This is a genomic window from Streptomyces sp. NPDC033221 (genome assembly GCF_055577005.1).
Genome location: NZ_JBVIQN010000045.1, coordinates 15661 through 40479 on the forward strand (window position 1 = coordinate 15661; position 24819 = coordinate 40479).

At 73.9% G+C, this 24819-nt stretch carries 19 protein-coding genes; 12 read left to right on the forward strand and 7 right to left on the reverse strand.

Translation table 11 applies throughout. The features are described 5' to 3' along the window. Positions 1-79 precede the first annotated feature (79 nt). Complete coding sequence (locus tag ACZ53K_RS37695; protein ID WP_468846146.1) at positions 80-892, forward strand: ABC transporter ATP-binding protein; 813 nt, start codon at positions 80-82, stop codon at positions 890-892. A gap of 46 nt (positions 893-938) precedes the next feature. Here the strand turns inward: ACZ53K_RS37695 and ACZ53K_RS37700 are convergent, their stop codons facing one another. After that, positions 939-1286, reverse strand: coding sequence for a sterol-binding protein (locus ACZ53K_RS37700; RefSeq protein WP_468846149.1), 348 nt, complete (start codon positions 1284-1286; stop codon positions 939-941). A gap of 76 nt (positions 1287-1362) precedes the next feature. Here ACZ53K_RS37700 and ACZ53K_RS37705 point away from each other — a divergent pair, with 76 nt between their 5' ends. From ACZ53K_RS37705 to ACZ53K_RS37715, 3 genes are all read left to right on the forward strand, one after another. Then, complete coding sequence (locus ACZ53K_RS37705) at positions 1363-1788, forward strand: hypothetical protein (RefSeq protein WP_468846151.1); 426 nt, start codon at positions 1363-1365, stop codon at positions 1786-1788. Positions 1789-1795: 7 nt separating this feature from the next. After that, positions 1796-2611 (forward strand): TlyA family RNA methyltransferase, encoded by an 816-nt coding sequence (locus tag ACZ53K_RS37710; RefSeq protein ID WP_468846153.1) that lies wholly within the window; start codon positions 1796-1798, stop codon positions 2609-2611. A gap of 104 nt (positions 2612-2715) precedes the next feature. After that, the gene (locus ACZ53K_RS37715; RefSeq protein ID WP_406526324.1) at positions 2716-3588 is read left to right on the forward strand and encodes an NAD kinase; all 873 of its coding nucleotides are present in this window, start codon (positions 2716-2718) and stop codon (positions 3586-3588) included. Here ACZ53K_RS37715 and ACZ53K_RS37720 read toward each other — a convergent pair. From ACZ53K_RS37720 to ACZ53K_RS37730, 3 genes are all read right to left on the reverse strand, one after another. Continuing rightward, the gene (locus tag ACZ53K_RS37720) at positions 3524-4459 is read right to left on the reverse strand and encodes a CPBP family intramembrane glutamic endopeptidase (RefSeq protein ID WP_468846156.1); all 936 of its coding nucleotides are present in this window, start codon (positions 4457-4459) and stop codon (positions 3524-3526) included. The genes ACZ53K_RS37715 and ACZ53K_RS37720 overlap by 65 nt on opposite strands. Positions 4460-4506: 47 nt before the next feature. Beyond that, positions 4507-6084: a S41 family peptidase gene (locus tag ACZ53K_RS37725; protein WP_468846158.1), complete on the reverse strand. Its 1578-nt coding sequence runs from the start codon at positions 6082-6084 to the stop codon at positions 4507-4509. Positions 6085-6262: 178 nt separating this feature from the next. Then, entirely contained in the window at positions 6263-7813 is a 1551-nt protein-coding gene (locus ACZ53K_RS37730) for an ABC transporter permease (RefSeq protein ID WP_468846161.1), read from the reverse strand. Between the two features lie 178 nt (positions 7814-7991). Here ACZ53K_RS37730 and recN point away from each other — a divergent pair, with 178 nt between their 5' ends. The 3 genes from recN to ACZ53K_RS37745 all read left to right on the forward strand — a co-directional run bounded on the left by recN (position 7992) and on the right by ACZ53K_RS37745 (position 12179). Next, complete coding sequence (recN, locus tag ACZ53K_RS37735; protein ID WP_468846229.1) at positions 7992-9719, forward strand: DNA repair protein RecN; 1728 nt, start codon at positions 7992-7994, stop codon at positions 9717-9719. A gap of 189 nt (positions 9720-9908) precedes the next feature. Continuing rightward, positions 9909-10766 (forward strand): hypothetical protein, encoded by an 858-nt coding sequence (locus ACZ53K_RS37740; protein ID WP_468846164.1) that lies wholly within the window; start codon positions 9909-9911, stop codon positions 10764-10766. 270 nt (positions 10767-11036) lie between these two features. Next, the gene (locus ACZ53K_RS37745) at positions 11037-12179 is read left to right on the forward strand and encodes a glycosyltransferase family 4 protein (RefSeq protein ID WP_468846166.1); all 1143 of its coding nucleotides are present in this window, start codon (positions 11037-11039) and stop codon (positions 12177-12179) included. 221 nt (positions 12180-12400) lie between these two features. Here the strand turns inward: ACZ53K_RS37745 and ACZ53K_RS37750 are convergent, their stop codons facing one another. Together ACZ53K_RS37750 and ACZ53K_RS37755 are read right to left on the reverse strand one after the other, a co-directional pair. Further along, complete coding sequence (locus tag ACZ53K_RS37750; RefSeq protein WP_468846169.1) at positions 12401-14026, reverse strand: PucR family transcriptional regulator; 1626 nt, start codon at positions 14024-14026, stop codon at positions 12401-12403. Between the two features lie 76 nt (positions 14027-14102). Beyond that, entirely contained in the window at positions 14103-15149 is a 1047-nt protein-coding gene (locus ACZ53K_RS37755; RefSeq protein ID WP_468846172.1) for a LacI family DNA-binding transcriptional regulator, read from the reverse strand. Between the two features lie 174 nt (positions 15150-15323). On the opposite strand from ACZ53K_RS37755, the gene ACZ53K_RS37760 reads away from it, so the two are divergent. Both ACZ53K_RS37760 and ACZ53K_RS37765 read left to right on the forward strand, forming a co-directional pair. After that, positions 15324-16289: a glycoside hydrolase family 16 protein gene (locus ACZ53K_RS37760; protein WP_468846175.1), complete on the forward strand. Its 966-nt coding sequence runs from the start codon at positions 15324-15326 to the stop codon at positions 16287-16289. After that, a complete protein-coding gene (locus ACZ53K_RS37765) occupies positions 16286-17452 on the forward strand; it encodes a beta-1,3-glucanase family protein (protein WP_468846177.1) in 1167 nt (388 codons plus the stop codon). Before ACZ53K_RS37760 ends, ACZ53K_RS37765 begins: the two co-directional genes overlap by 4 nt. Before the next feature lie 147 nt (positions 17453-17599). On the opposite strand, the gene ACZ53K_RS37770 is transcribed toward ACZ53K_RS37765, so the two are convergent. Continuing rightward, positions 17600-19411, reverse strand: coding sequence for a glycoside hydrolase family 15 protein (locus tag ACZ53K_RS37770; RefSeq protein WP_468846180.1), 1812 nt, complete (start codon positions 19409-19411; stop codon positions 17600-17602). Between the two features lie 435 nt (positions 19412-19846). On the opposite strand from ACZ53K_RS37770, the gene ACZ53K_RS37775 reads away from it, so the two are divergent. From ACZ53K_RS37775 to ACZ53K_RS37785, 3 genes are all read left to right on the forward strand, one after another. Next, complete coding sequence (locus ACZ53K_RS37775; RefSeq protein WP_468846182.1) at positions 19847-21526, forward strand: CTP synthase; 1680 nt, start codon at positions 19847-19849, stop codon at positions 21524-21526. A gap of 127 nt (positions 21527-21653) precedes the next feature. Then, entirely contained in the window at positions 21654-22280 is a 627-nt protein-coding gene (locus ACZ53K_RS37780; RefSeq protein WP_468846185.1) for an NUDIX domain-containing protein, read from the forward strand. Positions 22281-22465: 185 nt separating this feature from the next. Then, complete coding sequence (locus ACZ53K_RS37785; RefSeq protein WP_468846188.1) at positions 22466-24706, forward strand: tetratricopeptide repeat protein; 2241 nt, start codon at positions 22466-22468, stop codon at positions 24704-24706. The last annotated feature ends 113 nt before the right edge of the window (positions 24707-24819 follow it).

Sequence of the window (24819 nt, forward strand, 5' to 3'; positions counted from 1 at the left end):
CGTTTCCGCTTCCGTCTCCGCGACACCGACCGAGCCGCCCCAGGCCCCCGCGCCGCAGACCGCTACAAGGAGCAACGCAGTGAGCCGTCTCACGGCCGAGAACGTGACCCTCGCCTACGACCAGCGGGTCATCGCCGAGGACCTCTCGGTGGCCATACCGGACCAGTCCTTCACGGTCATCGTCGGACCGAACGCCTGCGGCAAATCCACCCTGCTGCGCGCGCTGTCACGGATGCTCAAGCCGGCCGCCGGCTCCGTACTGCTGGACGGCTCGGCCATCTCCTCGCTGCCCGCCAAGAAGGTCGCCCGCACCCTCGGGCTGCTCCCGCAGTCGTCCATCGCGCCCGACGGCATCACCGTCGCGGACCTGGTGGCACGCGGCCGCTACCCGCACCAGGGGCTGCTGCGCCAGTGGTCGGGCGAGGACGAGCGGACCGTACGCGAGTCGATGGACGCCACCGGCGTCGGCGAACTGGCCGAGCGCTACGTCGACGAACTCTCCGGCGGACAGCGGCAGCGCGTGTGGATCGCGATGGCCCTCGCCCAGCAGACACCGCTGCTCCTGCTGGACGAGCCGACCACCTACCTCGACATCCAGCACCAGATCGAGGTCCTGGACCTGTGCGCCGAACTCCACGAGGAGCAGGGCCGCACCCTCGTCGCCGTCCTGCACGACCTCAACCACGCGGCGCGCTACGCCACCCACCTGATCGCGATGCGCGCCGGTGAGATCGTCGCCGAGGGGCCGCCGGAGGAAGTCGTCACGGCCGACCTCGTGGAGCGGGTCTTCGGCCTGAAGTGCCAGGTCATCGACGACCCGGAGACGGGCACGCCGCTGGTGGTCCCGGCGGCGCGCAAGGCGCGTACGGAAGCGGCGGCCGCGGTGTCCTGAGTACGGCGGCCGGGCCCGGGAGTACGGCGGCCGGACCCGGCCGCCGTCAGAGCAGTGTCCGCAGCCGCAGCAAGTCGCGGAAGCCCGCCTCCAGCTTGATCCGGCCGCTGCCCCACGCCTTGGCGAAGTGCAGCTCGCCGTCGACCATCGCCACCAGGTCGTCGCCGCGCATCGTCAGACGGATCTGGGCGCGTTCGGGCGGCGGGCCGGGGACGCTCGTGACGTCCTCCAGGGTGCCGTTCGCCAGCCGGCCGGTGAAGGTGACGTCCAGGTCGGTGATCCAGCAGCTCAGCGAACGGTCGAGCGCGGCCGCGCTGCGGACGTCGCCGTTCGCGGCGGAGAGATTCTGTGCGAGCCGGCCGAGGGCGGCGCGGCACTCTTCGAGGGTTGCCATCACGATCGACGATACGCCGCTGCGGGGCGGGTGGGCGGTGACCCGTTCGGCGGGTGGTTCGAGGTAGCGTCAAGGCATGGAAGAGCCGAGAGAGCCGGTGACCGGCGAGGTGCCGGTCGGTACGGACCCGGAGGGGCTGGGCGCGGACGGTCCGGAGCCGTTCGGTCCGGGTGCAGACGGTCCGGAGCCGGTCGGTGCGGATGCGGACGGTTCGGAGCCGGACCGGCAGGTGCCGGGCGGGCCCGCCGGGCCGCAGCCGCTCGGTGTCGTGGTCAGGCCCACCGGGGAGGCCGCCGTCGACGCCCAGCTGCGACGCCTGGCCGACGCCGACCACCTCGCCGCGAGCGGGCATCTGGAGGTGTACGAGGATGTGCACCGGGGACTGCGTGACGCGCTGGCCGCGCTCGACCGGCGCCCAGGGCCCGTCGGCCAGTCCGGTACCGGCCCGTCCGGCGCGCCCCCTTCCCCGCAGCCGTCCGCGACGTACGACAACAGGAGCTGAACCACAGGTGGCAGGAGTGGCACGACGCCGACTCGACGCGGAGCTGGTGCGCCGCAAGCTGGCCCGCTCACGCGAGCACGCGAGCCAGCTGATCGCCGCGGGGCGGGTGACCGTCGGCGGGACGACGGCGACCAAGTCCGCCACCCAGGTGGAGACCAGCGCGGCCCTGGTCGTGCGCGAGGACGACAGCGACCCCGAGTACGTCTCACGCGGCGGCCACAAGCTGGCCGGGGCCCTCGCCGCGTTCGAACCCCTCGGCCTGAAGGTGACGGGCCGCCGCGCGCTGGACGCCGGCGCCTCCACCGGCGGCTTCACGGACGTCCTGCTGCGGGCCGGCGCGGGCCACGTCGTCGCGGCGGACGTCGGATACGGGCAGCTCGCCTGGTCGCTGCAGAGCGACGACCGGGTCACGGTCAAGGACCGCACCAACGTACGCGAACTGACGCTGGAGCAGATCGACGGTGAGCCCGTCGACCTCGTCGTGGGCGACCTGTCCTTCATCCCGCTGGGCTTGGTGCTGCCCGCCCTCGTCCGCTGCGCGGCGCCCGACGCCGACCTGGTGCTGATGGTCAAGCCGCAGTTCGAGGTCGGCAAGGAGCGTCTCGGCAGCGGCGGCGTGGTGCGCAGCGCCGAGCTGCGGGCCGAGGCGGTACGCGGCGTCGCCGAGCGGGCCGCCGCGCTGGGACTGGGCGTGGCCGGCGTGACCGCCAGCCCGTTGCCCGGACCCTCCGGCAATGTCGAGTACTTTCTGTGGCTGCGCGCCGGGGCGGCTGCACTGGACCCGGCGGACGTCGACCGAGCAGTGGCGGAGGGGCCCCGTTGACCAGTTCTGAAGCATCCGGAGCGGCTGAGACAGCCGGCTCGCGCACCACCTGTACCGCACCGCCGGAAGGCTGCCCGGAGCCGTCCGGGGAACGTACGGTCTTCCTGCTCGCGCACACCGGCCGACCCGCGGCCGTGCGCAGCGCCGAACTTGTCGTCCAGGGGCTGCTGCGCAGCGGCATCGGCGTGCGGGTCCTGGCCGAGGAGGCCGCGGACCTGCCGCTGCCGGCGTCCGTGGTGCGCGTCGAGTCCGAACAGTGCGCGGCCGAGGGCTGCGAACTGCTGGTGGTCCTCGGCGGGGACGGCACGCTGCTGCGCGGCGCGGACTTCGCCCGTACGTCCGGGGTGCCGATGCTCGGCGTCAACCTCGGCCGGGTCGGCTTCCTGGCGGAGGCCGAACGGGACGACCTGGACAAGGTCGTCGACCGGGTCGTGACCCGCTCCTACGAGGTCGAGGAGCGGATGACCATCGACGTCCTCGTACGCAACAACGGCAGCATCGCGCACACCGACTGGGCCCTGAACGAGGCGTCGGTGGAGAAGGCGGCCCGGGAGCGGATGCTGGAGGTCGTCACCGAGGTCGACGGGCGGCCCGTCTCGCGCTTCGGCGGCGACGGCGTCGTCTGCGCCACGCCGACCGGCTCCACCGCCTACGCCTTCTCGGCGGGCGGCCCGGTGGTCTGGCCCGAGGTCGAGGCCCTGCTGATGGTGCCGATCAGCGCGCACGCGCTGTTCGCCAAGCCGCTGGTCACCTCGCCGGATTCGGTACTGGCGGTGGAGGTGCAGCCCAAAACGCCGCACGGCGTGCTGTGGTGCGACGGCCGCCGCAGCGTCGAACTGCCCGCGGGCGCGCGCGTGGAAGTCCGCCGCGGCGCGACTCCGGTACGCCTCGCCCGCCTCCATCACGCCTCCTTCACCGACCGCCTGGTGGCCAAGTTCGCCCTGCCGGTGGCGGGGTGGCGGGGGGCGCCGCAGTAGCGGCGCCCGGACGGACGGCTGTCGGCTCTCCACGGGCCTGGAGCGGGTGCATGGCTCCGGGCCCGTGGAAGCCACCACCGCGGCCGTGCCCGAGGAAGCCATCACCGCGGCCGGACCTGCGGGAACCGCCACCGAGGCCATGCCCGCGGAAGGCCACCGCCGCGGCCGTGAGTGAGGCGACCGCGCCGTGGATCAGGGCGGGTGCGGTGTGCTCGGTGTAGCCCGGGAACACCGACTCGACGACGTTGATCGTGGTGTGCGTCACGACGGCCGTCAGCACGATTCCGCCGGAGCCGTGGACCAGCCGGACCATCAGGACCCGCACCGCGACCGAGCCGACGACCTGGCCGGCTGTCCACAAGGCGGGACGGCCGGCCTGGAGGTACGCCACGATGTGCCAGGCCGCCCACACCAGACCGATGACCAGACCCGCGCCGAGCACTCCCCACCGCTCCCGTAAGGGCCGCAGCAGATAACCCGTCCACCCCGCCTCCTCGGCCACGGCCGCCGCGAAGTACAGGACGAGGAGCAGCGGCAGGGAGGCGCGCGGGGAGTGCGCCCCGGCGGGCGGCCCGCCGGTCAGCGACAGCAGCCCGTACGTCACGAGGAACATGGCGGGCACCAGCAGCACGGACAGCGCCCACCAGCCCGGCCGTGCCGCACCGCGCGGGGACACGGTCCGTCTCAGCAGCTTCCACACTCCGCGCCCGCCCTCTTCGCGGAAGAGGAGGACCGAGGCCACGGTGACGGGCAGGACGAACTGGAACGCGCTCAAGGGCATCCCCATGGGCAGCGACCCGGAGAGGTCGAAGACCGCGCCGGCCACCCAGAACGGGACGGAAAGGACGGTCAGTAACGCGACGAACGCCACGGGCGATCTGCGCGCCGCCGGGGTCGGAGGACTCGGACGGGGCGGAGTCATGGCTTCGGGCGGCCGGTGGCCAGGAGAGCGCGAGCGCGGGTCAGGGCCGGATCGCGGCGGTCCGCCAGGTCGTCGGGGGAGAAGACCGGGGCGCGGACGGTCGGGGGGATGCCCGTGCCGTCGAAGGTGTGGCCGTTCGCGGTGCGGAACTCCTCGTTGGGGAGGGCGAACTTCCAGCCGTTCGGCAGGGTGCGGTCCAGGGTGTCGGAGAAGACGCCCTGGGTCTCCTCGCCGATGCGGGCCGGCGCGGGCGTACGGCCCAGCAGAGCTTGGGTGAAGGTCTCGCCCGCGCTGATGGTGAGCCGCCCGGTCAGCAGCGCGAGCGGGCCCGTATAGCGCGGGCCGGCGTGCGGGCGGACCTGTACGGGCTGGTCGGGGGTGAACTTGCCCGGGTCGTCCGGGTCGTTGCGCGCGTGTTTGCGGTACGCCAGGTACGGGCGGTCCGTCAGCCGGGAGGCGACGCGCAGCCCGAGCGGGTCCGATCCGCCGCCGTTCAGCCGCACATCGATCACAAGGCCGCGCAGGGCCTCCGGCCCGGACGTACGGGCCTTGGTGAACACCGCGTCCAGCGCGCGGTCCAGCTCCGCGACGTCGCTCTCGTAGGTGTCCTGGTCGGTGTAGCCGGTGAAGGACGTGATGCGGAGGTAGCCGAGACGGCCGGGGAGGTCGGCGTAGGAGAGCGCGCCGCCTGCCCACTGGTTCAGGGTGACGTCCCGGCCGAGGCCGGCAGCGATCGCTGCGTCCACCTGCTTCAGGAACGCGGGGGTCGGAGCGGTCGTCCCGGGCCGCGATCCCGCGTACATCCGGCCGGGGCCCGCGACGAGGTTGGTGTGCCCGTCATGCAGCGGCTCGATCATCTCGCGCAGGACGGCGAAGAGTTCGTCGTCGGTGGTCCGCGCGGTGACGCGCGGACGGTGACGGTCGCGGACGGCGGCCCAGTCGACCCCCTTGGCGGCGAAGAACGGGTAGTTCTCGGCGTAGGTGCGCCAGAAGACGTCGAAGACCGTACGGGGGTCCTTCGCCGGGCGCTGGTGGCAGCTGGCGGGCAGCCTGGCGATCCGGTGGAGGGTGCGGTACCCGACGTTGTCCCGGATGCTCAGCCGGGCCACTCCGGCGCTCTGCGGCGCGACCGTGACGCGTGCCGAGTCCGGTACGGCGAAGTCCACCCGGCCACCCGCGCCGGGCGAGCCCGTACGGACACCGTTGACGGAACCGGGGAGGCAGCTGACGGCCGTGGTCTCGTACGTGCGCAGCCGCCGCCCGTCGATCGCGACGAGGGTGCCGTACCCGTCCATCCGCCATACGCCCTCCAAGGAGGCGGCACGCCCTTCCGCAGCAGGCCGCGCTGTGGCGCCCTCGGACGGTGTACGGGCCGTGTGGGCGTCGGAGGGCGGGGTGCAGGCGGTCGCCAGGGCGGTGACGGCCAGGAGGAGGGCGGCCCGCCGGGTGGGGCGGCGGAGAGGGCTTCCGGCGGTGGTGCGCGGGGTCGGCGGTGCTGGTGGTGTTGTTGGTACTGGTGGTGGGCTGGAAGCGGGCTGCGGTGATGGTGGTGGTTCGGTCGGCTGGCCGGTCATGATGGTGTCCCCCGGTTTGCGGAATTTGCGGTGGTTCAGGTAGGGATCGGCGGGTAGGCGGCGGCAGCGGCAGCCGCGATGGGTAGCGGCAGTGGGTATCGGCTGAGGCGGCCGGACGCGGACGGGTGTCCTTCGGCGCTGCGGTGCCTGGTGCTCCCCGGGCCCTGGGCCCGGCCCGTCACGCCGCGGCCAGCGTCTCCACGGCGCGGCGGCGCAGGGCCGCGTGGACCGGCAGACCGGTGGCGAGCAGCGTCAGCAGGAGCACGCCGCCGGATATCCCGAGGGCCGCCGTCCAGGGCAGATACGGCAGCGGGCTCCCGTACGCGGAGCGCAGTATCGGGGCGAGTGTGCAGAGCGCGACGGCGGTGCCCAGGAGCAGCGCCGTGCCCGCGACGACCGCCGCCTCCCAGGCGGCCATGGACCGCACCCGGCGCGGGTGCGTACCGATCAGGCGGAGGAGGGCCAGGTCGCGGCGGCGCTCGGTCGTGATCATGGCGAGGGTGTTGGCGGCGGCGATGGCCGCGAAGCCCGCGTACAGACCGGTGCCGACGGAGTCCATCCAGACCGAGGAGGCCGGGCCGGCCGAACCCGTCTCGTGTCGGGCGGTGGTGAGCATCGCGATCTTCGTCATGCCGAACGCGACGACCAGGATCAGCGGGACCACGGCGGCGGAGAAGCGGCGCGACTGCGTCGTCACATTCAGCATGGCCAGCTCGGCGGCGCTGCCGAGGCGGCCCGCCGACCGGGCGACCAGCCAGGCCACCGGGCCGATGATGCGGGGCCCGAGCAGGCCGACGCCGAAGCAGAACAGCAGCAGGACGAGGAACGCGCCGCTGCCCGCCTTCTCCGGCCGGTCGGCCAGCAGCAGGGAGACGAGCACCCCGCCCGCGACCGCGGCCAGGCCCAGCGGCAGCCGCAGCAGCCCCAGCTTCCGACGGCCCGCGGCGGCCTCCTCCAGGGCGCGGGCGGGACGCAGCCCGGCGAACCGGCTCGCGGCGAGCACCCCGGCGAGCGCCGAGGTGAGCGTCGCCACCGCGAGGCACACGGGCAGTGCCACCCAGCTGAACGTGAACCCGACGCCGGGCGGGATCAGGCCGTGGTCCGCCATGCCCGTGAACCACCAGCGCGCGAGGACCCCGCCGAGTGCGAACCCGGCCACCGCCGACGGGACCGCCGCCGCCACGGCCTGCGCGGCGACCGCACGCCGGATCTGCCACGGACGGGCGCCGATCGCGCGCAGCATCGCGAATTCGCGGTGCTGCTGGGTGACGGCCGTGCCCATCGTCGAGGCGAGGACGAAGACCGAGAGGTAGATGGAGACGAGCAGGAAAGCGGTGGCCATGATGCCGACGTCGGAGGCCGCCAGGGCGCGTCGCGCGGCGGCGGGGACGGTCTGCGCGCCGGTCGTGGCCAGCAGCATCGTCGAGGCGCTGACCACGGTGGCCGCGAAGAGGGCCGCGACGGCCGTACCGGCGAAGGACGCCCGGTGGCCGCGCAGCGCCGCACGCGCGAGCCCGCTCGTCGCGGCGCGGGCCGCCCCAGGCGTCCGGCCCGCAGCGCCCCGGTCCGCGGCGTCCTGGCCGGCAGCACCCCGGCCCGCGGCGCTCCGGTTCGCAGCACCCGTGCCCGCGCCAGGACGGCCCGCGCCAGTCCGGCTGCCGCCCGCGGGCTCCCCGCACGCGGCGGCCCCCGGCCCCGCCCCGCCTTCCGCCGTCGCTCCGCCGGACATGTGGCCCACCCTTCGGTTCGTGTTCTTTTTCAGCGTGACGGGCGGGGCGGGGGCGCCGCCATGAGGAAAACATCCGTTCTCGGGGTGGGGTTTTCCGCAGGACGGAGCGGTAAGGCGGGGGGTAGGCCGTCGCGGGGTGGGCCCCGGACCTCGTAAGGTCGTATCCGTGTTGGAGGAGATGCGGATCAGGTCCCTGGGCGTCATTGACGATGCCGTCGTCGAGCTGTCGCCTGGTTTCACGGCGGTGACCGGCGAGACGGGCGCGGGCAAGACCATGGTCGTCACCAGCCTCGGGCTGCTGCTCGGCGGGCGCGCCGACCCCGCCTTGGTGCGGATCGGAGCCAGGTCGGCGGTGGTCGAGGGCCGCATAGCGGTGGGCCCGGCGGCACCGGCCGCGGTACGTGCCGAGGAGGCGGGCGCCGAGCTGGACGACGGGACGCTGCTGATCAGCCGCACCGTCTCGGCCGAGGGCCGCTCGCGGGCGCATGTCGGCGGGCGTTCCGTCCCGGTCGGGCTGCTGGGGGAGTTGGCGGACGACCTGGTCGCCGTGCACGGCCAGACCGACCAGCAGGGGCTGCTGCGCCCGGCCCGCCAGCGGCAGGCGCTGGACCGCTACGCGGGCGACGCGGTGTCCGTACCGCTCGTCAAGTACACCGCCGCGTACCGGCGGCTGCGTGCCGTCGCCACCGAACTGGACGAGCTGACCACCCGCGCCCGCGAACGGGCGCAGGAAGCCGACCTGCTGCGCTTCGGCCTGGACGAGATTGCCGCGGCCGAACCGCAGCCGGACGAGGACGCCGAGCTGGCCGCCGAGGCCGAACGGCTCGGGCACGCCGAGGCACTGGCCTCCGCCGCCGCGGCCGCGCACGCCGCCCTCGCCGGTAACCCCGAGGACCTGGAAGCCGTGGACGCCACCACCCTGGTCGCGGGCGCGCACCGGGCGCTGGACGCCGTGCGCAGCCACGACCCGGCGCTGGCCGCGCTCACCGAGCGGCTGGGCGAGATCGGCATCCTGATGGCGGACGTGGCGGGCGAACTGGCCAGCTACGCGGACGGGCTGGACGCCGACCCGCTGCGGCTGGGCGCCGTCGAGGAGCGCCGGGCCGCCCTCACCCACCTGACGCGCAAGTACGGCGCGGACATCACCGCCGTGCTGGCCTGGGCCGAGGAGAGCGCGGCCCGCCTCGCCGAACTGGACGGCGACGACGACCGGATCGGCGAACTGACGGCGGAGCACGACGCGCTGCGCGCGGAACTGGGTGAGCTGGCGCAGGCGTTGACCGACGCCCGCGAGGCGTCGGCGAAGCGATTCGCCGACGCGGTGACGGCCGAGCTGGCCGAGCTGGCCATGCCGCACGCCAGGGTGAGCGTGCAGATCAGCCAGACCGAGGCAGCCGACGAGAACGACGGCGTCGAGGTCAACGGCCGTACGGTGACCTTCGGCCCCACCGGCGCCGACGAGGTGGAACTCCTCCTCGCCCCGCATCCCGGCACGCCGCCCCGCCCGATCGCCAAGGGCGCCTCGGGCGGTGAACTGTCCCGGGTGATGCTCGCGGTCGAGGTGGTCTTCGCCGGTTCCGACCCCGTACCGACCTATTTGTTCGACGAGGTGGACGCGGGCGTCGGCGGCAAGGCCGCGGTGGAGGTCGGCCGCCGGCTGGCCCGGCTGGCCCGGTCCGCCCAGGTCGTGGTCGTCACCCACCTCCCGCAGGTCGCGGCCTTCGCCGACCGGCAGCTGCTGGTGGAGAAGACCCACGACGGCTCGGTGACCCGCAGCGGCGTCACGGTCCTGGAGGGCGAGGACCGGGTACGCGAACTCTCCCGGATGCTCGCCGGCCAGGAGGACTCCGAGACGGCACGGGCCCACGCGGAAGAACTGCTGGAGACCGCCCGCGCGGGACGCTGAGCCGGGCCGCGGCCGGAAACCGCACAGACGGGACGGATACCGCACAAGGGCCGCTGGCAGCCGTACGGATAGGACGGATGCCAACAAGGGTCGCTGGTAGCCGCACTAGCGCCGCCGGTAGCCGTACAGCGGAACGGACTTCCCGTACTCCCGTACGGCACGCCCCTGCCTCGCTCTAGGCTGCTGATCATGATCGGAACGTTGCGCAAGAGCCTGCCGTTCGCCACCGCGGCAGGCGTCACCCGTGCCGTGTACGGACAGTTCCGGCGTCGGCCGCCCGGTGGGCACGGGCGCTGGGAGCGGACGAACCACTCCGGCCGCACGGTCGACCTGTACAGCGGTCCCGCCATCGCGGCAGGCACCGCGCTCGCGGCCGTGACCGCGCCGGGGCTGTCCGCCCGTACGCGTACGGCGGCGGCGCTGGCCGTCCTGGCGGCCGGTGGCTGCGGTACGTACGACGACCTCGCCGGGGCGGGCGACCCCCGGCGTGGCTTCCGGGCGCACCTGGCGGCCCTGCGGGGCGGTGAGTTGACCAGCGGCGCGGTGAAACTGTTCGGGATCGGTGCGGCCGGGCTGGCTGCCGGCGCGCTGCTCAAGGACCGGCCGCTGGACAAGGTGCTCGCGGGCGTGGTGATCGCGGGCGGCGCGCACTTCGTGAACCTGGTGGACGTACGGCCGGGCCGGGCGGCGGGGGTCACGCTCGCCGCCGCGGCACCGGGGCTGTTGCGGCGCGGCCCGGCCCGGGCCCTGGCCGCCGCGCCGATGGGCGCCGCTGCGGTGATCCTGGCGGACGACCTGGGGGAGCGCACCATGATCGGCGACGCGGGTGCGCACGCCCTGGGCGCAGGGCTCGGCCTCGCCGTCGCCGCCGGTTGCGGCCGCGCGGGGCTGGCCGCGCACGCCGCCGCACTGATCGCGGCCGCGGCGGCCGGCGACCGGGTCAGCCGGGCGGCCGGTGCCGCTGGTGCCGGTGGTGACTGGAGCGGCCGCGGGACCGGTGCCGCCGGCGCCCCAAGCGGTCCCGCCGCCGGTACCGCCCGCGCGTAACGCCCGGGCACCGCACCAGGTCACTGCCGCTGGGCCACCAGAGTGGACGGTTTGTCGCCCATATGGGTGGTCGCGTGAGTGTATGGGCGATGTGCGCCTTTGGAACGGCCCGTCGGCGGTGCCGTATTCACAGCCGGGGCTGGCATCCTGGTGGCGCAGCGCGAACGGCCGCGCGCGACCGCGTCACCGTACCGGCACCTGCCCCGGGCGGCGGACGGAACCCGCGGAGCGCGGCCCGGCCCGCCCACCGACCCCAGGAGCACCGCCCACGTGACCAGCACCCCGGCCCCGCCGCACGGACAGTCGCCGCTGCGCACGGTCCAGGTGCTGGGCCGTGGCAGCGCGGGCAGCGCCGCCCATGTGCGTTCGCTGGCCGCCGGACTGGTCGCCCGCGGGATCCGGGTGACGGTGTGTGCCCCGCCCGCCACCGAGGACACGTACGACTACACGGACGCGGGCGCGCGGTTCGTACCGGTCCCGCCGCGCGCCGACCCGGCGAGCGTGACGTCGCTGCGGGCCGCCTGCGGGGACGCCGACCTCGTGCACGCGCACGGCCTGCGGGCGGGCCTGCGCGCCGCGTTGGCCCTCCAGGGCGCGCGGAGCCGCCGGGTTCCCCTCGTGGTCACCTGGCACACCAAGGCGCATACGGACGGGCCGCGGGCCCGCCTCGTCCATCTGCTGGAACGGCGGGTGGCGCGGGCCGCCGCGGTCGTCCTGGGCGCGTGCTCGGACCTGGTGGACCGGGCGCGTGAGCGCGGCGCCCGCGACGCGCGGCTGGCCCCCGTCGCGATCCCGAACCCGCGGCCGGGCGGCCGTCCGCTCATGGCGGAGGACCGCCCCGCCCATAAGCAACGTGCCGAAATGGGCGCGGTGGACCGCCCCTTGATCGTCGTGGTCGGCCGCCTGGAGTCGCACCAGGGCCTCGACTTCCTGCTGGACGCGGCGCACGCCTGGTGTGCCCTGGACCCGCAGCCGATGGTCGTGGTGGCGGGGGAGGGCGGCCAGCGTGCGGTGCTCCAGCGGCGCATCGACGCCGAGCAGCTGCCGGTGCGCCTGCTCGGCCGGCGCGACGACGTGCTCGAACTCCTCGCCGCCACCGACCTCCTGGTGCTGCCCAGTCGCTGGGAGGCCCGTTCGCTGATCGCCCAGGAGGCACTGCGAGCCGGAGTCCCGCTGGTGGCCACCGACGTCGGCGGCACCCGCGAACTGGTCGGCCGCGCCGCCGAACTGGTTCCGTACGGCGACGCGGCAGCCCTCGCCCGCATCGTCCTGGACCTGCTCGCCGACCCCGACCGCCGGGACACGCTCGCCGCCGCAGGCCGCGCCCAGGCCGCGGGCTGGCCGACCGAGGACGCCACGGTCGCGCAGGTGCTGAGCGTGTACGACGAGCTGATGCAGCGGCGGGAGCGCTGAGCGACCCGAACAGGCGGGCCACCCGGGCAGGGGCGGGGCCCGGGCCTCAGCGATGTGCCGCGCCTCGACAGACCACCGGCGGGTACAGTCGCCGCGGCACCGGCGGTGTCCTGCTCGCGCTGGATCGGCACAGCGGCGCAGACGCTACGGGCCTGACGGCCTGACGGCCTGACGGCCTGACGGACGCCGGGCAGTCGCAGCCCAGGCCGCCTCCCAGGCTCTCACCCCCGGTCCGTGTGCCTCCGGGCCCGTAGGGCCAGCCGCAGGCCGAGGACTGTCTGCGGGTCGTCCAGGTCCGTGCCCAGCAGCTGGGCGATCCGGGCCAGCCGGTCGTACAGCGTCTGCCGGTTGACGTTCAGGTCGCGGGCCGTCTCCGCCTTGCGGCCCGCGCTGGCCAAGTACGCCTCCAGTGTCGGCAGCAGCGGCTGGCGGGCGGTCCGGTCGTGGACGAGCAGGGGGCCGATGGCGCGGTTCACGAAGTCCGTCAGGACGCCCTGCTCGCCGTGTTCGCGCATCCGCCACAGCAGGAGTTCGATGTCCAGCCGGCGCGCGTCGTGCCAGGGCTGTTCCGGCAGGCCCTGCGCGGCGGCGGCCGCTTCCGTCGCGTGCCGCAGTCCGGGGCCCGCCGCCGCCCAGTCGCCCGCCGCGCCGACCACGACCACCGGGCGCCGCGCCGCGGGGGAGTCCGCTCCGGCCCGTACGACTCCCGCGCGAAGGGCCTCGGCGATCCGGTCGGCGACGTGCGTACGGTCCTGGCCCGCGCGCAGCGCGACGAGCAGCGGCACCCGGCCTTCGACGGGCCGTACGCCGAGCAGGACGGGTACGCCCAGCGCGGCCAGTTCCTCGCGCAGGGCGCGGGCCAGTACCGCCCAGCTGCCCGGGGTGGGCAGCTGGGCGGGCAGCCGCATGACCACGGGAAGGAACGGTTCGTCGCCCGGGCGGAAACCCAGCAGGCGGGCCTGCGCCGGGGCCTCGCCCGCGGTGATCCGGCCCGCCGCCAGATCGGCCAGGAAGTCACCGCGCCCGCGCGCGGCCAGCACCTCCTCCTGCCGGGACTGGAGCATCACGACGGCGAGCAGGTCGGCCACGCGCTCGGCGGCGATCCGGTGCACCGGCGCGACGGGCGCGTTGACCGGGAGCAGGGTCAGACGGGCGCGTACGGCGTCCGGGCCGGGCCCGCCGCCGGGCACGTCCACCCGCAGGCCGGTCTCCCGCAGCCCCTCCCACGCCTGGAGCGGGTCGGCGTCCGCGGCCCCGCCGCCGTCCGGCCCCGCCGCGTACAGGGGGCTGCCGTCGGGGGCTTCCAGGCAGAGCGGGTTGCCGGTGAAGGCGGCCAGCTGCCCCAGCACCTCTGGGGCGCCGCCGCCGCGCAGCAGGACGTCCGTACAGCTGCGCAGGAGTTCGTCGGCCTGCCGCAGCAGCAGGTAGTGGCTGTTGACCAGCTCTGTGTGGATCTCTTCGGTGACGGTGACGTACGGGACCTCGCGGTGCAGCTGCACCAGCGGCAGGCCGCAGGCCCGCGCGCTGTCGACGACGGCGGACGGCAGCGCCTCGAAGCGGGAGCCCAGTTCCACGACCAGGGCGGCGATCTCGCGGTCGGCCAGCTCGCGGACGAAGGCGCGCTGTTCGGAGGGGCGGGCGCCCAGCCCGAGGCCGGTGGTCAGCAGCAGCTCGCCGCCCTTGAGGAGGGAGGCGATGTGCGGCACCTCGCCCGCGTGCACCCAGCGTACGGGGCGGTCGAGACGGTCCTCGCCGGCCAGCACCTCGGGCAGCCCGCGCCGCAGCGCGGGCAGCTCCAGCGCCCTGCGTACCGTGATCACCGCTTCGATCTTCGCTTCCGGCCCCATGGCGGGGAACGCTACCCGCAGTCCGCTATCCGGACGTACCGGGACGGTCGCTCCCCCTCCCCGCCGGAGGGGCCGCTCACCCCGACTCCCTGACCACCAGCTTCGCCGCCGTGACCACCGGGGACAGCTCGTCCCCGGGGGCCTCCGGGCCGGCTCCCAGGCGTCGCAGCAGCAGCCGCGCCATCAGCCGGCCCATCTCCTCGACGTCCTGGCGCACCGTGGTCAGCGGCGGGTCCGTCCATGCCGCGGGGTCCAGGTCGTCGTACCCCACCACGCCCACGTCCTCCGGCACCCGGCGGCCGTGTGCCCGCAGGGTGCGCAGCGCGCCGGAGGCCATCAGGTCGGAGCAGACGAAGACGCCGTCCAGGTCCGGCGCGGCGGCCAGCAGCCGGGCCATCGCGCGCTCGCCGCCCTGGGCGGTGAAGCCGCCGTCCGCGATCAGCCGCGGGTCGGGCGCGGCGGGGGCCAGGGCGTCGTGGTAACCGTCCAGGCGGTCCTGGGCGGAGGTCTGGTCGAGCGGGCCGGTGATCACGGCGATCCGGCGGCGGCCGCGGTCCTTCAGGTGACGTACGGCCTGCCGGGCGCCGTCGCGGTTGTCGGTGTCGACGTACAGCGGACGCGGCGCGTGGCCGGCGTCCGCCCAGCCGGGACGGCCGCCGTAGACCGTGGGCAGGCCGGACGCCTCGGCCATCGCGGGCAGCGGGTCGTCGCGGTGCAGCGAGAACATCAGCACGCCGTCGGCGTGTCCGGCGGACAGGTAGCGGCCGACGCGGTCGCAGTCGGCGCGGGTCTCCTGGAGGAGCAGCAGGAGTTGGATGTCGGCTGCCGACAATTCCCGGCTGATGCCGCGCAGTTGGCGTCCGAAGAAGGGGTCGGCGAAGACCCGGGCCTCCGGTTCGGCGATCACCACGGCGACCGCGCCGGTGCGGCGGGTCACCAGGGAGCGGGCCGCGCTGTTCGGTACGTATCCCAGGTCGGTGACCGCGCGCCGGACCCGTTCGCGGACTTCGCCGCGAACCCCGGCGCCGTCGTTGACCACGCGGGAGACCGTGGCGCGGGAGACGCCGGCCCGCGCGGCGACCGCCTCCAGTGTCGGACGCCCGTCTTTCGATGTACGCACCATTCAACCCCCGACGACGAAAACGGGCCAACTCATTGGTCCACGCCAAACCTTGACGGCTCGGCGGGAAGTCGGCACTGTGTGCCCCTACACGGCATGAGAGCGCTCTCAAATCTTCTCAGGCCGCGTGTGAACAAGGAACTCCTCACCACCCCCACGCTGCCGAGGAGCTATGTCATGGACACGAAAATACCCGTACGGAAGCGGACCGGGGCCAGAACCGCGGCACTGCTCGGTGCACTCGGCGCCGCCTTCGCCCTCGTCCTCGCCTGGCCGCCCGCCCTGCCCACCGCTTCGGCCGGTGCACCGGCCGCCGCGTTCAAGGAAGTGTGGCGCACCGACTTCAACGGTTCGGCCGGCTCCCGCCCGTCCGCCGCCGACTGGATCACCGACACCGGTACGAGCTACCCGGGCGGCCCCGCCAACTGGGGCACCGGCGAACACCAGACCTACACCAACCGTCCCGAGAACCTGCAACTCGACGGCGCGGGCCACCTGAAGATCACCGCCCTCAAGAACGGCGCCACCTGGACCTCGGGCCGCATCGAGACCCGCCGCACCGACTTCGCCGCCCCGGCCCGGGGCAAGCTGCGGATCGAGGCGCGCGTCAAGATGCCGGACATCTCCGGCGACGCGGCGCTCGGATACTGGCCGGCGTTCTGGACGCTCGGCGCCGAATTCCGCGGCAACTACTGGAACTGGCCCGGCATCGGCGAGTTCGACATCATGGAGAACGTCAACGGCGCCAACCGCGTCTGGGGCGTGCTGCACTGCGGCGTCAACCCCGGCGGCCCCTGCAACGAGACGCAGGGCAAGGGCAATTCCCGCGTCTGCCCCGGTGCTTCCTGCCAGGCCGGATTTCACACCTACGCCCTGGAACTGGACCGCACCGGCGCCACCGAATACCTCCACTGGTCCGTGGACGGACAGCGCTTCCACACCGTCAGCTCCGCCCAGATGGACGCCGGCACCTGGGCCAGGGCGACCCACCACGGCCACTTCCTCCTGATCAACCTCGCGATGGGCGGCGCCTTCCCGGACGCCGTCGCGGGCCGCCCCACCCCCACCGGCGCGACACGCCCCGGCGCCTCCCTCCTCGTCGACCACGTGTCCGTCTCCGTACAGCAAGGAGCCACCGCATGATCTCCCGTCGTACCCTCCTCGGCGGCCTCGCCGCGACCACCGCCGCCGGAGCCGGCGCGGGCCTGCTCGCCCGTACCGCCGGAGCCGCGCCGACCGGCACCGCGGCCGCCGGACTGCCGCTGCACATCGTCAACCGCACGGGCCGGTACGCCAACACGGCCGTCTGGATCTACATCGTCGGCAACGTTGCAGGCCAGCAGGTACGTGTCACTCCACAAGGTGAACTCAAGCCCATAGCCCTCGGTGACAACCGCCCGGACGGCTTCACCGATTACGCCATGCCGCTCGCCGCGAACGGCACCACCACCCTGCGGATCCCGCGGATGTCCGGCCGCATCTACGCGTCGCTCGGCTCCAAGCTCAAGTTCAAGGCCGTGAAGGACGGCAACGGCAAGCCCGCCCTGGCCTACCCGGCGGGCTGGGTGTCCGGCGACCCCAACTACCCGATCGTGCACGACTGCGCGGAGTTCACTTACGACGGGGCCGGCATGCACTGCAACACCACGGCCGTCGACATGTTCAGCGTTCCGATGTCCATCCGCCTCGTCGGCGCCCGGGACCAGACAGCCGGGGCGCTCAAGGCCGGGGCCCGCTCCCGCATCTTCTCCGAGATCGGCCGCACGCCGGGCTTCGGCAAGCTCGTCGTCGGCGACAAGCGGATCATCGCCCCCAGCCACGGCCTGGACGCCGGACTGTTCGACCGCAACTACTTCGCGCCCTACATCGACCGCGCCTGGAACACGTACACCTCCAAGGACCTGAAGGTCACCACCAACCGCGGCACCTTCACCGGCCGGGTCAGCGGCGGCCAGTTCGCTTTCCGCGGCCCCGCCCAGTTCTCCATCGCCAAGCCCTCCACCCGCGACGTGCTCTTCTGCCACGGCGCCCTGCAAGCCCCCAACGACGGACTGCGCGGCCCGGTCGCCGCGGTACTCGGCGCCGCCCTCAACCGCGCCACCCTCGCCGACCACGCGGCCCAGCCCACCACCAACGCGGGCACCTTCTACAAGGGCCAGCTCGCCAACCACTACGCGCGCGTCCTGCACGCCGAGGCCACCGACGGCAAGGCGTACGGTTTCGCCTTCGACGACGTGGCCAACTTCGCCTCGTACATCGAGGACGGAGCGCCGCGCGAGATGACCCTCACCCTGACGGCCTTCTGAGCCGCCCGGAAACCACAGGCGAGGGGCCACGGCACTGCCGTGGCCCCTCGTGCCGCATGCGCCGGCGGTCTCGGCCGGATGCCTCTACGGCCGGCCAGGCGCGGTCGTCCACCGTCAGAGCACCGCGCCGCACCACCCGGCCACTGCCTACCCGCCGTACGCCCCACTCGCCGTCAGCCGCAGCGCCGTGTCGATCAGCGGGACGTGGCTGAAGGCCTGCGGGAAGTTGCCCACCTGCCGCTGGAGCTTGGAGTCCCACTCCTCGGCCAGCAGGCCCAGGTCGTTGCGGAGCGAGAGCAGCTTTTCGAAGAGGATGCGGGCCTCCTCGACCCGGCCGATCATCGCCAGGTCGTCGGCCAGCCAGAACGAGCACGCCAGGAACGCGCCCTCGTCGCCCTCCAGGCCGTCCACGCCCGCGTCCTCGCCCGAGGTCGGGTAGCGCAGGATGAAGCCGTCCTCGGTGCCCAGCTCGCGCTGGATGGCCTCGATGGTGCCGATCACCCGCTTGTCGTCCGGCGGCAGGAAGCCCATCTGCGGAATCAGCAGCAGCGAGGCGTCCAGCTCCTTGGAGCCGTAGGACTGCGTGAAGGTGTTGCGCTCCTTGTCGTAGCCCTTCTCGCACACCTCCCGGTGGATCGTCTCGCGCAGCTGCCGCCAGCGGTCCAGCGGGCCGTCCACGTCACCGGACTCGATCAGCTTGATCGTGCGGTCCACCGCGACCCAGGTCATCACCTTGGAGTGCACGAAGTGGCGGCGCGGGCCGCGCACCTCCCAGATGCCCTCGTCCGGCTCGTCCCAGTGCTTCTCCACCCACTGGATCAGCTTGAGCTGGAGCAGCGAGGCGTAGTCGTTGCGGGCCAGACCGGTGTTGTGCGCCAGGTGCAGTGCCTCGGTGACCTCGCCGTACACGTCGAGCTGGAGCTGTCCGGCGGCGCCGTTGCCGACCCGTACGGGCTGTGAGTTCTCGTAGCCGGTCAGCCAGGTCAGCTCGTTCTCGCCCAGCTCCCGCTCGCCCGCGATCCCGTACATGATCTGCAGGTTCTCCGGGTCGCCGGCCACCGCGCGCAGCAGCCACTCGCGCCAGGCGCGGGCCTCCTCGCGGTAGCCGGTGCGCAGCAGCGAGGACAGGGTGATCGCCGCGTCGCGCAGCCAGGTGAAGCGGTAGTCCCAGTTGCGCGAGCCGCCGATGTCCTCGGGCAGCGAGGTGGTGGGCGCCGCGACGATGCCGCCGGTCGGCGCGTACGTGAGCGCCTTGAGCGTGATCAGCGAGCGGACCACCGCGTCCCGGTACGGGCCGTGGTACGTGCAGTGGTCCACCCACTCGCGCCAGAAGTCCTCGGTCGCCTCCAGCGCCGCCTCCGGCTCCGGCACGCCCGGCGGGCGGCTGTGCGAGGGCTGCCAGCTGATGGTGAAGGCGATCCGCTCGCCCGGGCCGACCGTGAAGTCCGCGTAGGTCGTCAGGTCCTTGCCGTAGGTCTCGGCGTCCGTGTCGAACCACACCGAGTCGGGCCCGGCGACGGCGACGGTACGCTCGTCGATCTTGTGGACCCACGGCACCACCCAGCCGTAGGAGAACCGCATGCGCAGTGCCGAGCGCATCGGCACCCGCCCGCTGACGCCTTCCACGATACGGATCAGCTGCGGCGTCGCGTCCTCGCGCGGCGGCATGAAGTCGATGACCCGAACGGTGCCGCGCGGGGTGTCCCACTCGGACTCCAGGACGAGCGAGTCGCCCCGGTAGCGCCGGCGGTCGGCGGGCAGCGGCCCGCCCTCGGAGCTGTGCGCGGGCCCCAGCCGCCAGAAACCGTTCTCTTCCGTGCCCAGCAGTCCTGCGAAGACCGCGGGTGAGTCGAAGCGGGGCAGGCACAGCCAATCAACCGTGCCGTCCCGGCACACAAGAGCGGCGGTCTGCATATCGCCGATGAGTGCGTAGTCCTCGATGCGCCCGGCCACGTGCATCTCCCGTCGAACTGGAGTGACGCCCCCCATGGGACGTGTGATCTTGTCCGTCCTGCCCATGAAACTCCGCCGAGCAGCGAGTCCGGAAATCGGGCGGGGGTGATGCCTTGCCGGACGGCCCGTGGCGAGTGTCCGAGCAGGATACGACGCACGGCAGTGATCCGCTTGCCGCTGCGGGAAGACGGCACTGCGCCGAACGGGTGGCCTGGGTCACGCGGGGGCCCGCGCGCCCCGCGGGGCAGGGCCGTACGTGTGCGCCGCGAGCGTGGCCGGGCACGACCATGCCCGGTCGCTGATAGCCTGGTACCCCGTGGACCGAGGGGCCCGCGCCAGTCGCGCGGCACCCCCGACCGCAGCGAAGGCACCCCTGAAATCCGCAGGGCGTGGCTGATTCGCACCTCTTCACCACGCGACCACGGGAGCCCCCTCTTGGCCATGCCGCCGAAATCCACGACGACCAAGCACCTCTTCGTCACCGGGGGCGTCGCCTCCTCGCTCGGCAAGGGCCTCACCGCCTCCAGCCTGGGCGCGCTGCTCAAGGCGCGGGGCCTGCGGGTCACGATGCAGAAGCTCGATCCGTACCTGAACGTCGACCCCGGCACGATGAACCCGTTCCAGCACGGTGAGGTCTTCGTCACCAACGACGGAGCCGAGACCGACCTGGACATCGGCCACTACGAGCGCTTCCTGGACGTCGACCTCGACGGCTCCGCGAACGTCACCACCGGCCAGGTCTACAACACCGTGATCGCCAAGGAGCGGCGCGGTGAGTACCTGGGCGACACCGTGCAGGTCATCCCGCACATCACCAACGAGATCAAGCACCGCATCCGCCGGCTGGCCCACGAGGACGTCGACGTCGTCATCACCGAGGTCGGCGGCACGGTCGGCGACATCGAGTCGCTGCCGTTCCTGGAGACCGTCCGCCAGGTCCGCCACGAGGTCGGCCGGGACAACGTCTTCGTCGTGCACATCTCGCTGCTGCCCTACATCGGCCCCTCCGGCGAGCTGAAGACCAAGCCGACCCAGCATTCGGTCGCGGCGCTGCGCAACATCGGCATCCAGCCGGACGCCATCGTGCTGCGCGCCGACCGCGAGGTCCCCACCGCCATCAAGCGCAAGATCTCGCTGATGTGCGACGTGGACGAGGCCGCCGTCATCGCCTGTCCGGACGCGCCTTCCATCTACGACATCCCCAAGGTCGTGCACGCCGAGGGCCTGGACGCGTACGTCGTGCGCAAGCTGGACCTGCCGTTCCGCGACGTGGACTGGACGGTCTGGGCCGACCTGCTGGACCGGGTGCACAACCCCGACCACGAGGTGAAGGTCGCGCTGGTCGGCAAGTACATCGACCTGCCGGACGCCTACCTGTCGGTCACCGAGGCGCTGCGCGCCGGCGGCTTCGCCAACAAGGCCCGCGTCAAGATCAAGTGGGTCACCTCCGACGACTGCAAGACCCCGGCCGGCGCCAAGCAGCAGCTCGCCGACTGCGACGCGGTCTGCATCCCCGGCGGCTTCGGCGACCGCGGTGTGGACGGCAAGGTCGGCGCCATCACCTACGCCCGCGAGAACAAGCTGCCGCTGCTCGGCCTGTGCCTGGGCCTGCAGTGCGTGGTCATCGAGGCGGCCCGCAACCTGGCCGGCATCGAGGGCGCGAACTCCACCGAGTTCGACCCGGCCGCCGCCGACCCGGTCATCTCCACGATGGCCGAGCAGATGGACATCGTCGCCGGCGAGGGCGACATGGGCGGCACGATGCGGCTGGGCATGTACCCCGCCAAGCTGGCCGAAGGATCGATCGTGCGCGAGGTCTACGACGACCAGCCGTACGTCGAGGAGCGCCACCGCCACCGCTACGAGGTCAACAACGCCTACCGCGGCGAGCTGGAGAAGAAGGCCGGCCTGCTGTTCTCCGGCACCTCCCCGGACAACAAGCTGGTCGAGTACGTCGAGTACCCGCGCGAGACGCACCCCTACCTGGTCGCCACCCAGGCGCACCCGGAGCTGCGCTCCCGCCCGACCCGCCCGCACCCGCTCTTCGCCGGCCTGGTGAAGGCGGCCGTCGAGCGCAAGACCGGCGCTGCGGCCGGCGCCAAGAAGGGCGCCAAGGCCTGATCCCGCGGGCGGCCGGTCCCTTGCGCAGCGCGCGCGGGGGGCCGGCCGCCCGCCGGGTACGGTTGACCGGGGCACCTGGCCTTTCACGGCCGGGCGCCCCGGTCGACTGCTTTGCGGAAGGACGTACATGGCCATCCAGGACAGCCCGGAAGCGTGGCGGATCACCGCCACCGCGACGCCGTTCACCGGCAAGAAGACCAGCATGCGTACGGACGAGGTCGTCATGCCGGACGGCTCCACGGCCACCCGGGACTACCAGGTCCACCCCGGCTCGGTGGCCGTCGTCGCGCTCGACGAGGAGGACCGGGTGCTGGTCCTGCGCCAGTACCGCCACCCCGTACGGCACAAGCTGTGGGAGATCCCGGCCGGACTGCTGGACGTACCCGGCGAGAACCCGCTGCACGCCGTCCAGCGCGAGCTGTACGAGGAAGCACACGTCAAGGCCGAGGACTGGCGGGTGCTGACGGACGTCTACACCACCCCCGGCGGCTGCGACGAGGCCGTACGCATCTTCCTGGCCCGCGACCTGTCCGAGGCCGAAGGGGAGCGCTTCGAGGTCTCCGAGGAGGAGGCCGACATGGAGCTGGCGCGGGTGCCGGTCAACGAACTGGTACACGGCGCGCTCGCCGGTGAACTGCACAACAACTGCCTGGTGGTGGGCGTGCTCGCGCTGGCCGCCGCCCGCGCGGGGGAGGGCCTGGACGCGCTGCGCCCGGCCGACGCGCCGTGGCCGGCCCGCCCGTTCGAGGCCTGAGCACCGCCGCTCCGCCCACCTCCACACCCCGCCACAGCCCCGCGGTCCGATGATCCGCTGATCCGGACGGGTGACTCAACCGTCGTGCTCCACCGGGCGTGTGACGGGTCGTGAACTACGCTCGACGGCGTGCCCGTACGCGACCGCGACGGGCTCGTAAGCGCAGGTGGACGGGAGCGTGACCCGTGGCGGATCAGGCGGTGGGCGGGGGACACGTCCCGCCGGGGAAGGCGGGCGGACCCGCGACGGCGGCACGGCGGCAACCGGGGCCGGAACCCGAGCCGGAGCCGGGCGGTCCGGCCGCGCCGCCCGCCGCCGGCCGCGCCACCGCCGGCCGGACCCCGGACGGGCACGCCACCGCGGACCGCCCCGGCAGCCGCCGTCCCCCCGCCCGCCGCACCGTTCCGCCCGCCGCCACCGCGGCCGGTGGCTTCATCGGCCGCCGCCGCGAGCTGAAGGCCCTCCGCGCCGACATCGCCCGTACCGGCCTGGACACCCTCTCCGGGCGCCGCGGCGCCCGCAGCCGCGTCCTGCTGATCGCCGGACGCCCCGGCTCCGGCCGCAGCGCCCTCGCCGCCGAACTCGCCCGGCAACTCGCCGACGATTACCCCGACGGAGTACTGCGCGCCACCCTGACCACTCCCGGCGGCGGCCCCGTACCCCTCGACCTCGTCGCCCGCGACCTGCTCAGCGCACTCGGCGCCCCCGTGAAACCCGGCGCCGCCGAGGACGAGCTGACCGAGGCGCTCCGCGCGGCCCTCGCCGAGCGCCGCACCCTGCTCCTCCTGGACGACGCGGCCGGCGCCGAGCAGGTCGAACCGCTGCTGCCGGACGCCGCCGACTGCCTCGTCGTCGCGGTCTCCGAAGGTCCGCTCACCGGCATCACGGACGTACGGCCCTGCACCCTGGGCGGCCTGGACAACGCGTCCGCCGTCGAACTGCTCAGCCGGTACGCGGGCCCCACCCGCATCACCGTCGACCCCCGCTCCGCCGACGCCGTCGCCGAGGAGTGCGGCGGCCGCCCCGCCGCGCTCGTCCTGGCGGGCGGCTGGCTCGCCGGACACTCCAAGAACTCCGTCGCCGACCTCCTCCAGGCGCTGCGCGACGTACCGGAGCAGGCCGACGAACCGGCCGGCGGCCGGCCCATGGCCCGCGCCTTCCGCCTCGTGTACGACACCCTGCCGCCGGTCGCCGCCCGCACCCTGCGGCTGATCACCCTCGCCCCGGCCGGACTGGTGGACGCGCACATCGCCTCCGCCCTGGCGGGCTGCTCGGTCGCCGCGGCCGAGTCGGCGCTCCAGGACTTCGCCGCCCGGGGGCTGCTGCGGCCGGTGGAGGGCGCGGAGCCACAGCCCTCGGGACCGGGCGCCCCGGCCGCCGGGAGCGCCGGTCTCCAGGCGCAGTACCGGATGCCCGGCTGCCTGGTCCATCTCGTACGGGCCGCGATGCACGAGAAGGAGCGGCCCGCCGAGATCCAGCTGGCCCGGGCCCGGATGCTGGAACGCACCGTACGGCTCCTCCAGTCGTGCCGGGCGCTCGGCGAACCCGCCGGATCGCCGGCCCGGCAGAAGGTGGCCGGCCTGCCGCGCTCGCTGCGCTTCGCCTCCACCGCCTCCGCCGCCGCCTGGCTGCGCAGCCGCCGGCCCGCCCTCCTGGAGGCGGCCCGGATCGCCGTCGAGGAAGGCGAACTGGACACCCTGGACCGGCGGCTGATGGCCGCCATCGTCCGTACGCTCATCGCCCACCAGGGCGCCGAGGCCGCCGCGCCCGACCTCTACGGGCTGCACGGCCTGGTCCTGGAAGTCGCCGAACGGCGCGGCCTGGCCCGGGAGCGGGCCGCGGCGCTGCTCAACCTCGGCGACCTGGACGCGCAGGCCGGGCGGACCGCGGACGCGATGGCCCGCTACCGGGGCGCGCTGACCGCGGCGCGCGAGGTCAGGGACCCCATCGCGACCGTACGGGCACTGGAGTCGCTGGGCGGTACGTACACGGAGCTGGGGGACTGGCAGCGGGCCGCCGACTGGTACGGGCGGGCGCTGGAGCTGCGCCTGACCCGGGGCGAGAACGCGGACGGGGCGCGGCTGCACGGCCGGATCGGCGCGGTGCTGACGTATGCGGCGCGGTGGGGCGAGGCGCTCAAGGAGTGGCGGGCCGCCTACGGGGCGTACCGGAGGCTGGGCGATGTGGCGGGCCAGGCCCGCGCGCTCGGCGAGGCGGCGCGGGTGCAGGAGTACGCGGGCCGCCCCGAGGAGTCGCTGCGGACCTGCACCGCGGCCCTCTCGCTGGCCGCCGAGGCCCGCGACGGACGGCTGGAGGCGGCGCTGCAGCTGCGGATCGCGGACACCCTCGACCGGCTCGGCGACCCGGCAGCCGCAAGGCTGCACCGGGGTCTGGGGGAACGTCTTCTCTCAGATCACCCACAGTGACCTACGAAATCGGTGGTGTTCCTCTCAGTAATAGATGCTTTGCAAGGCTAGACAACTCGGAATCCTTAAATAGACTGGCCAGGCCGCGGGCGCCGCGGTCAGTCCCGGCATGT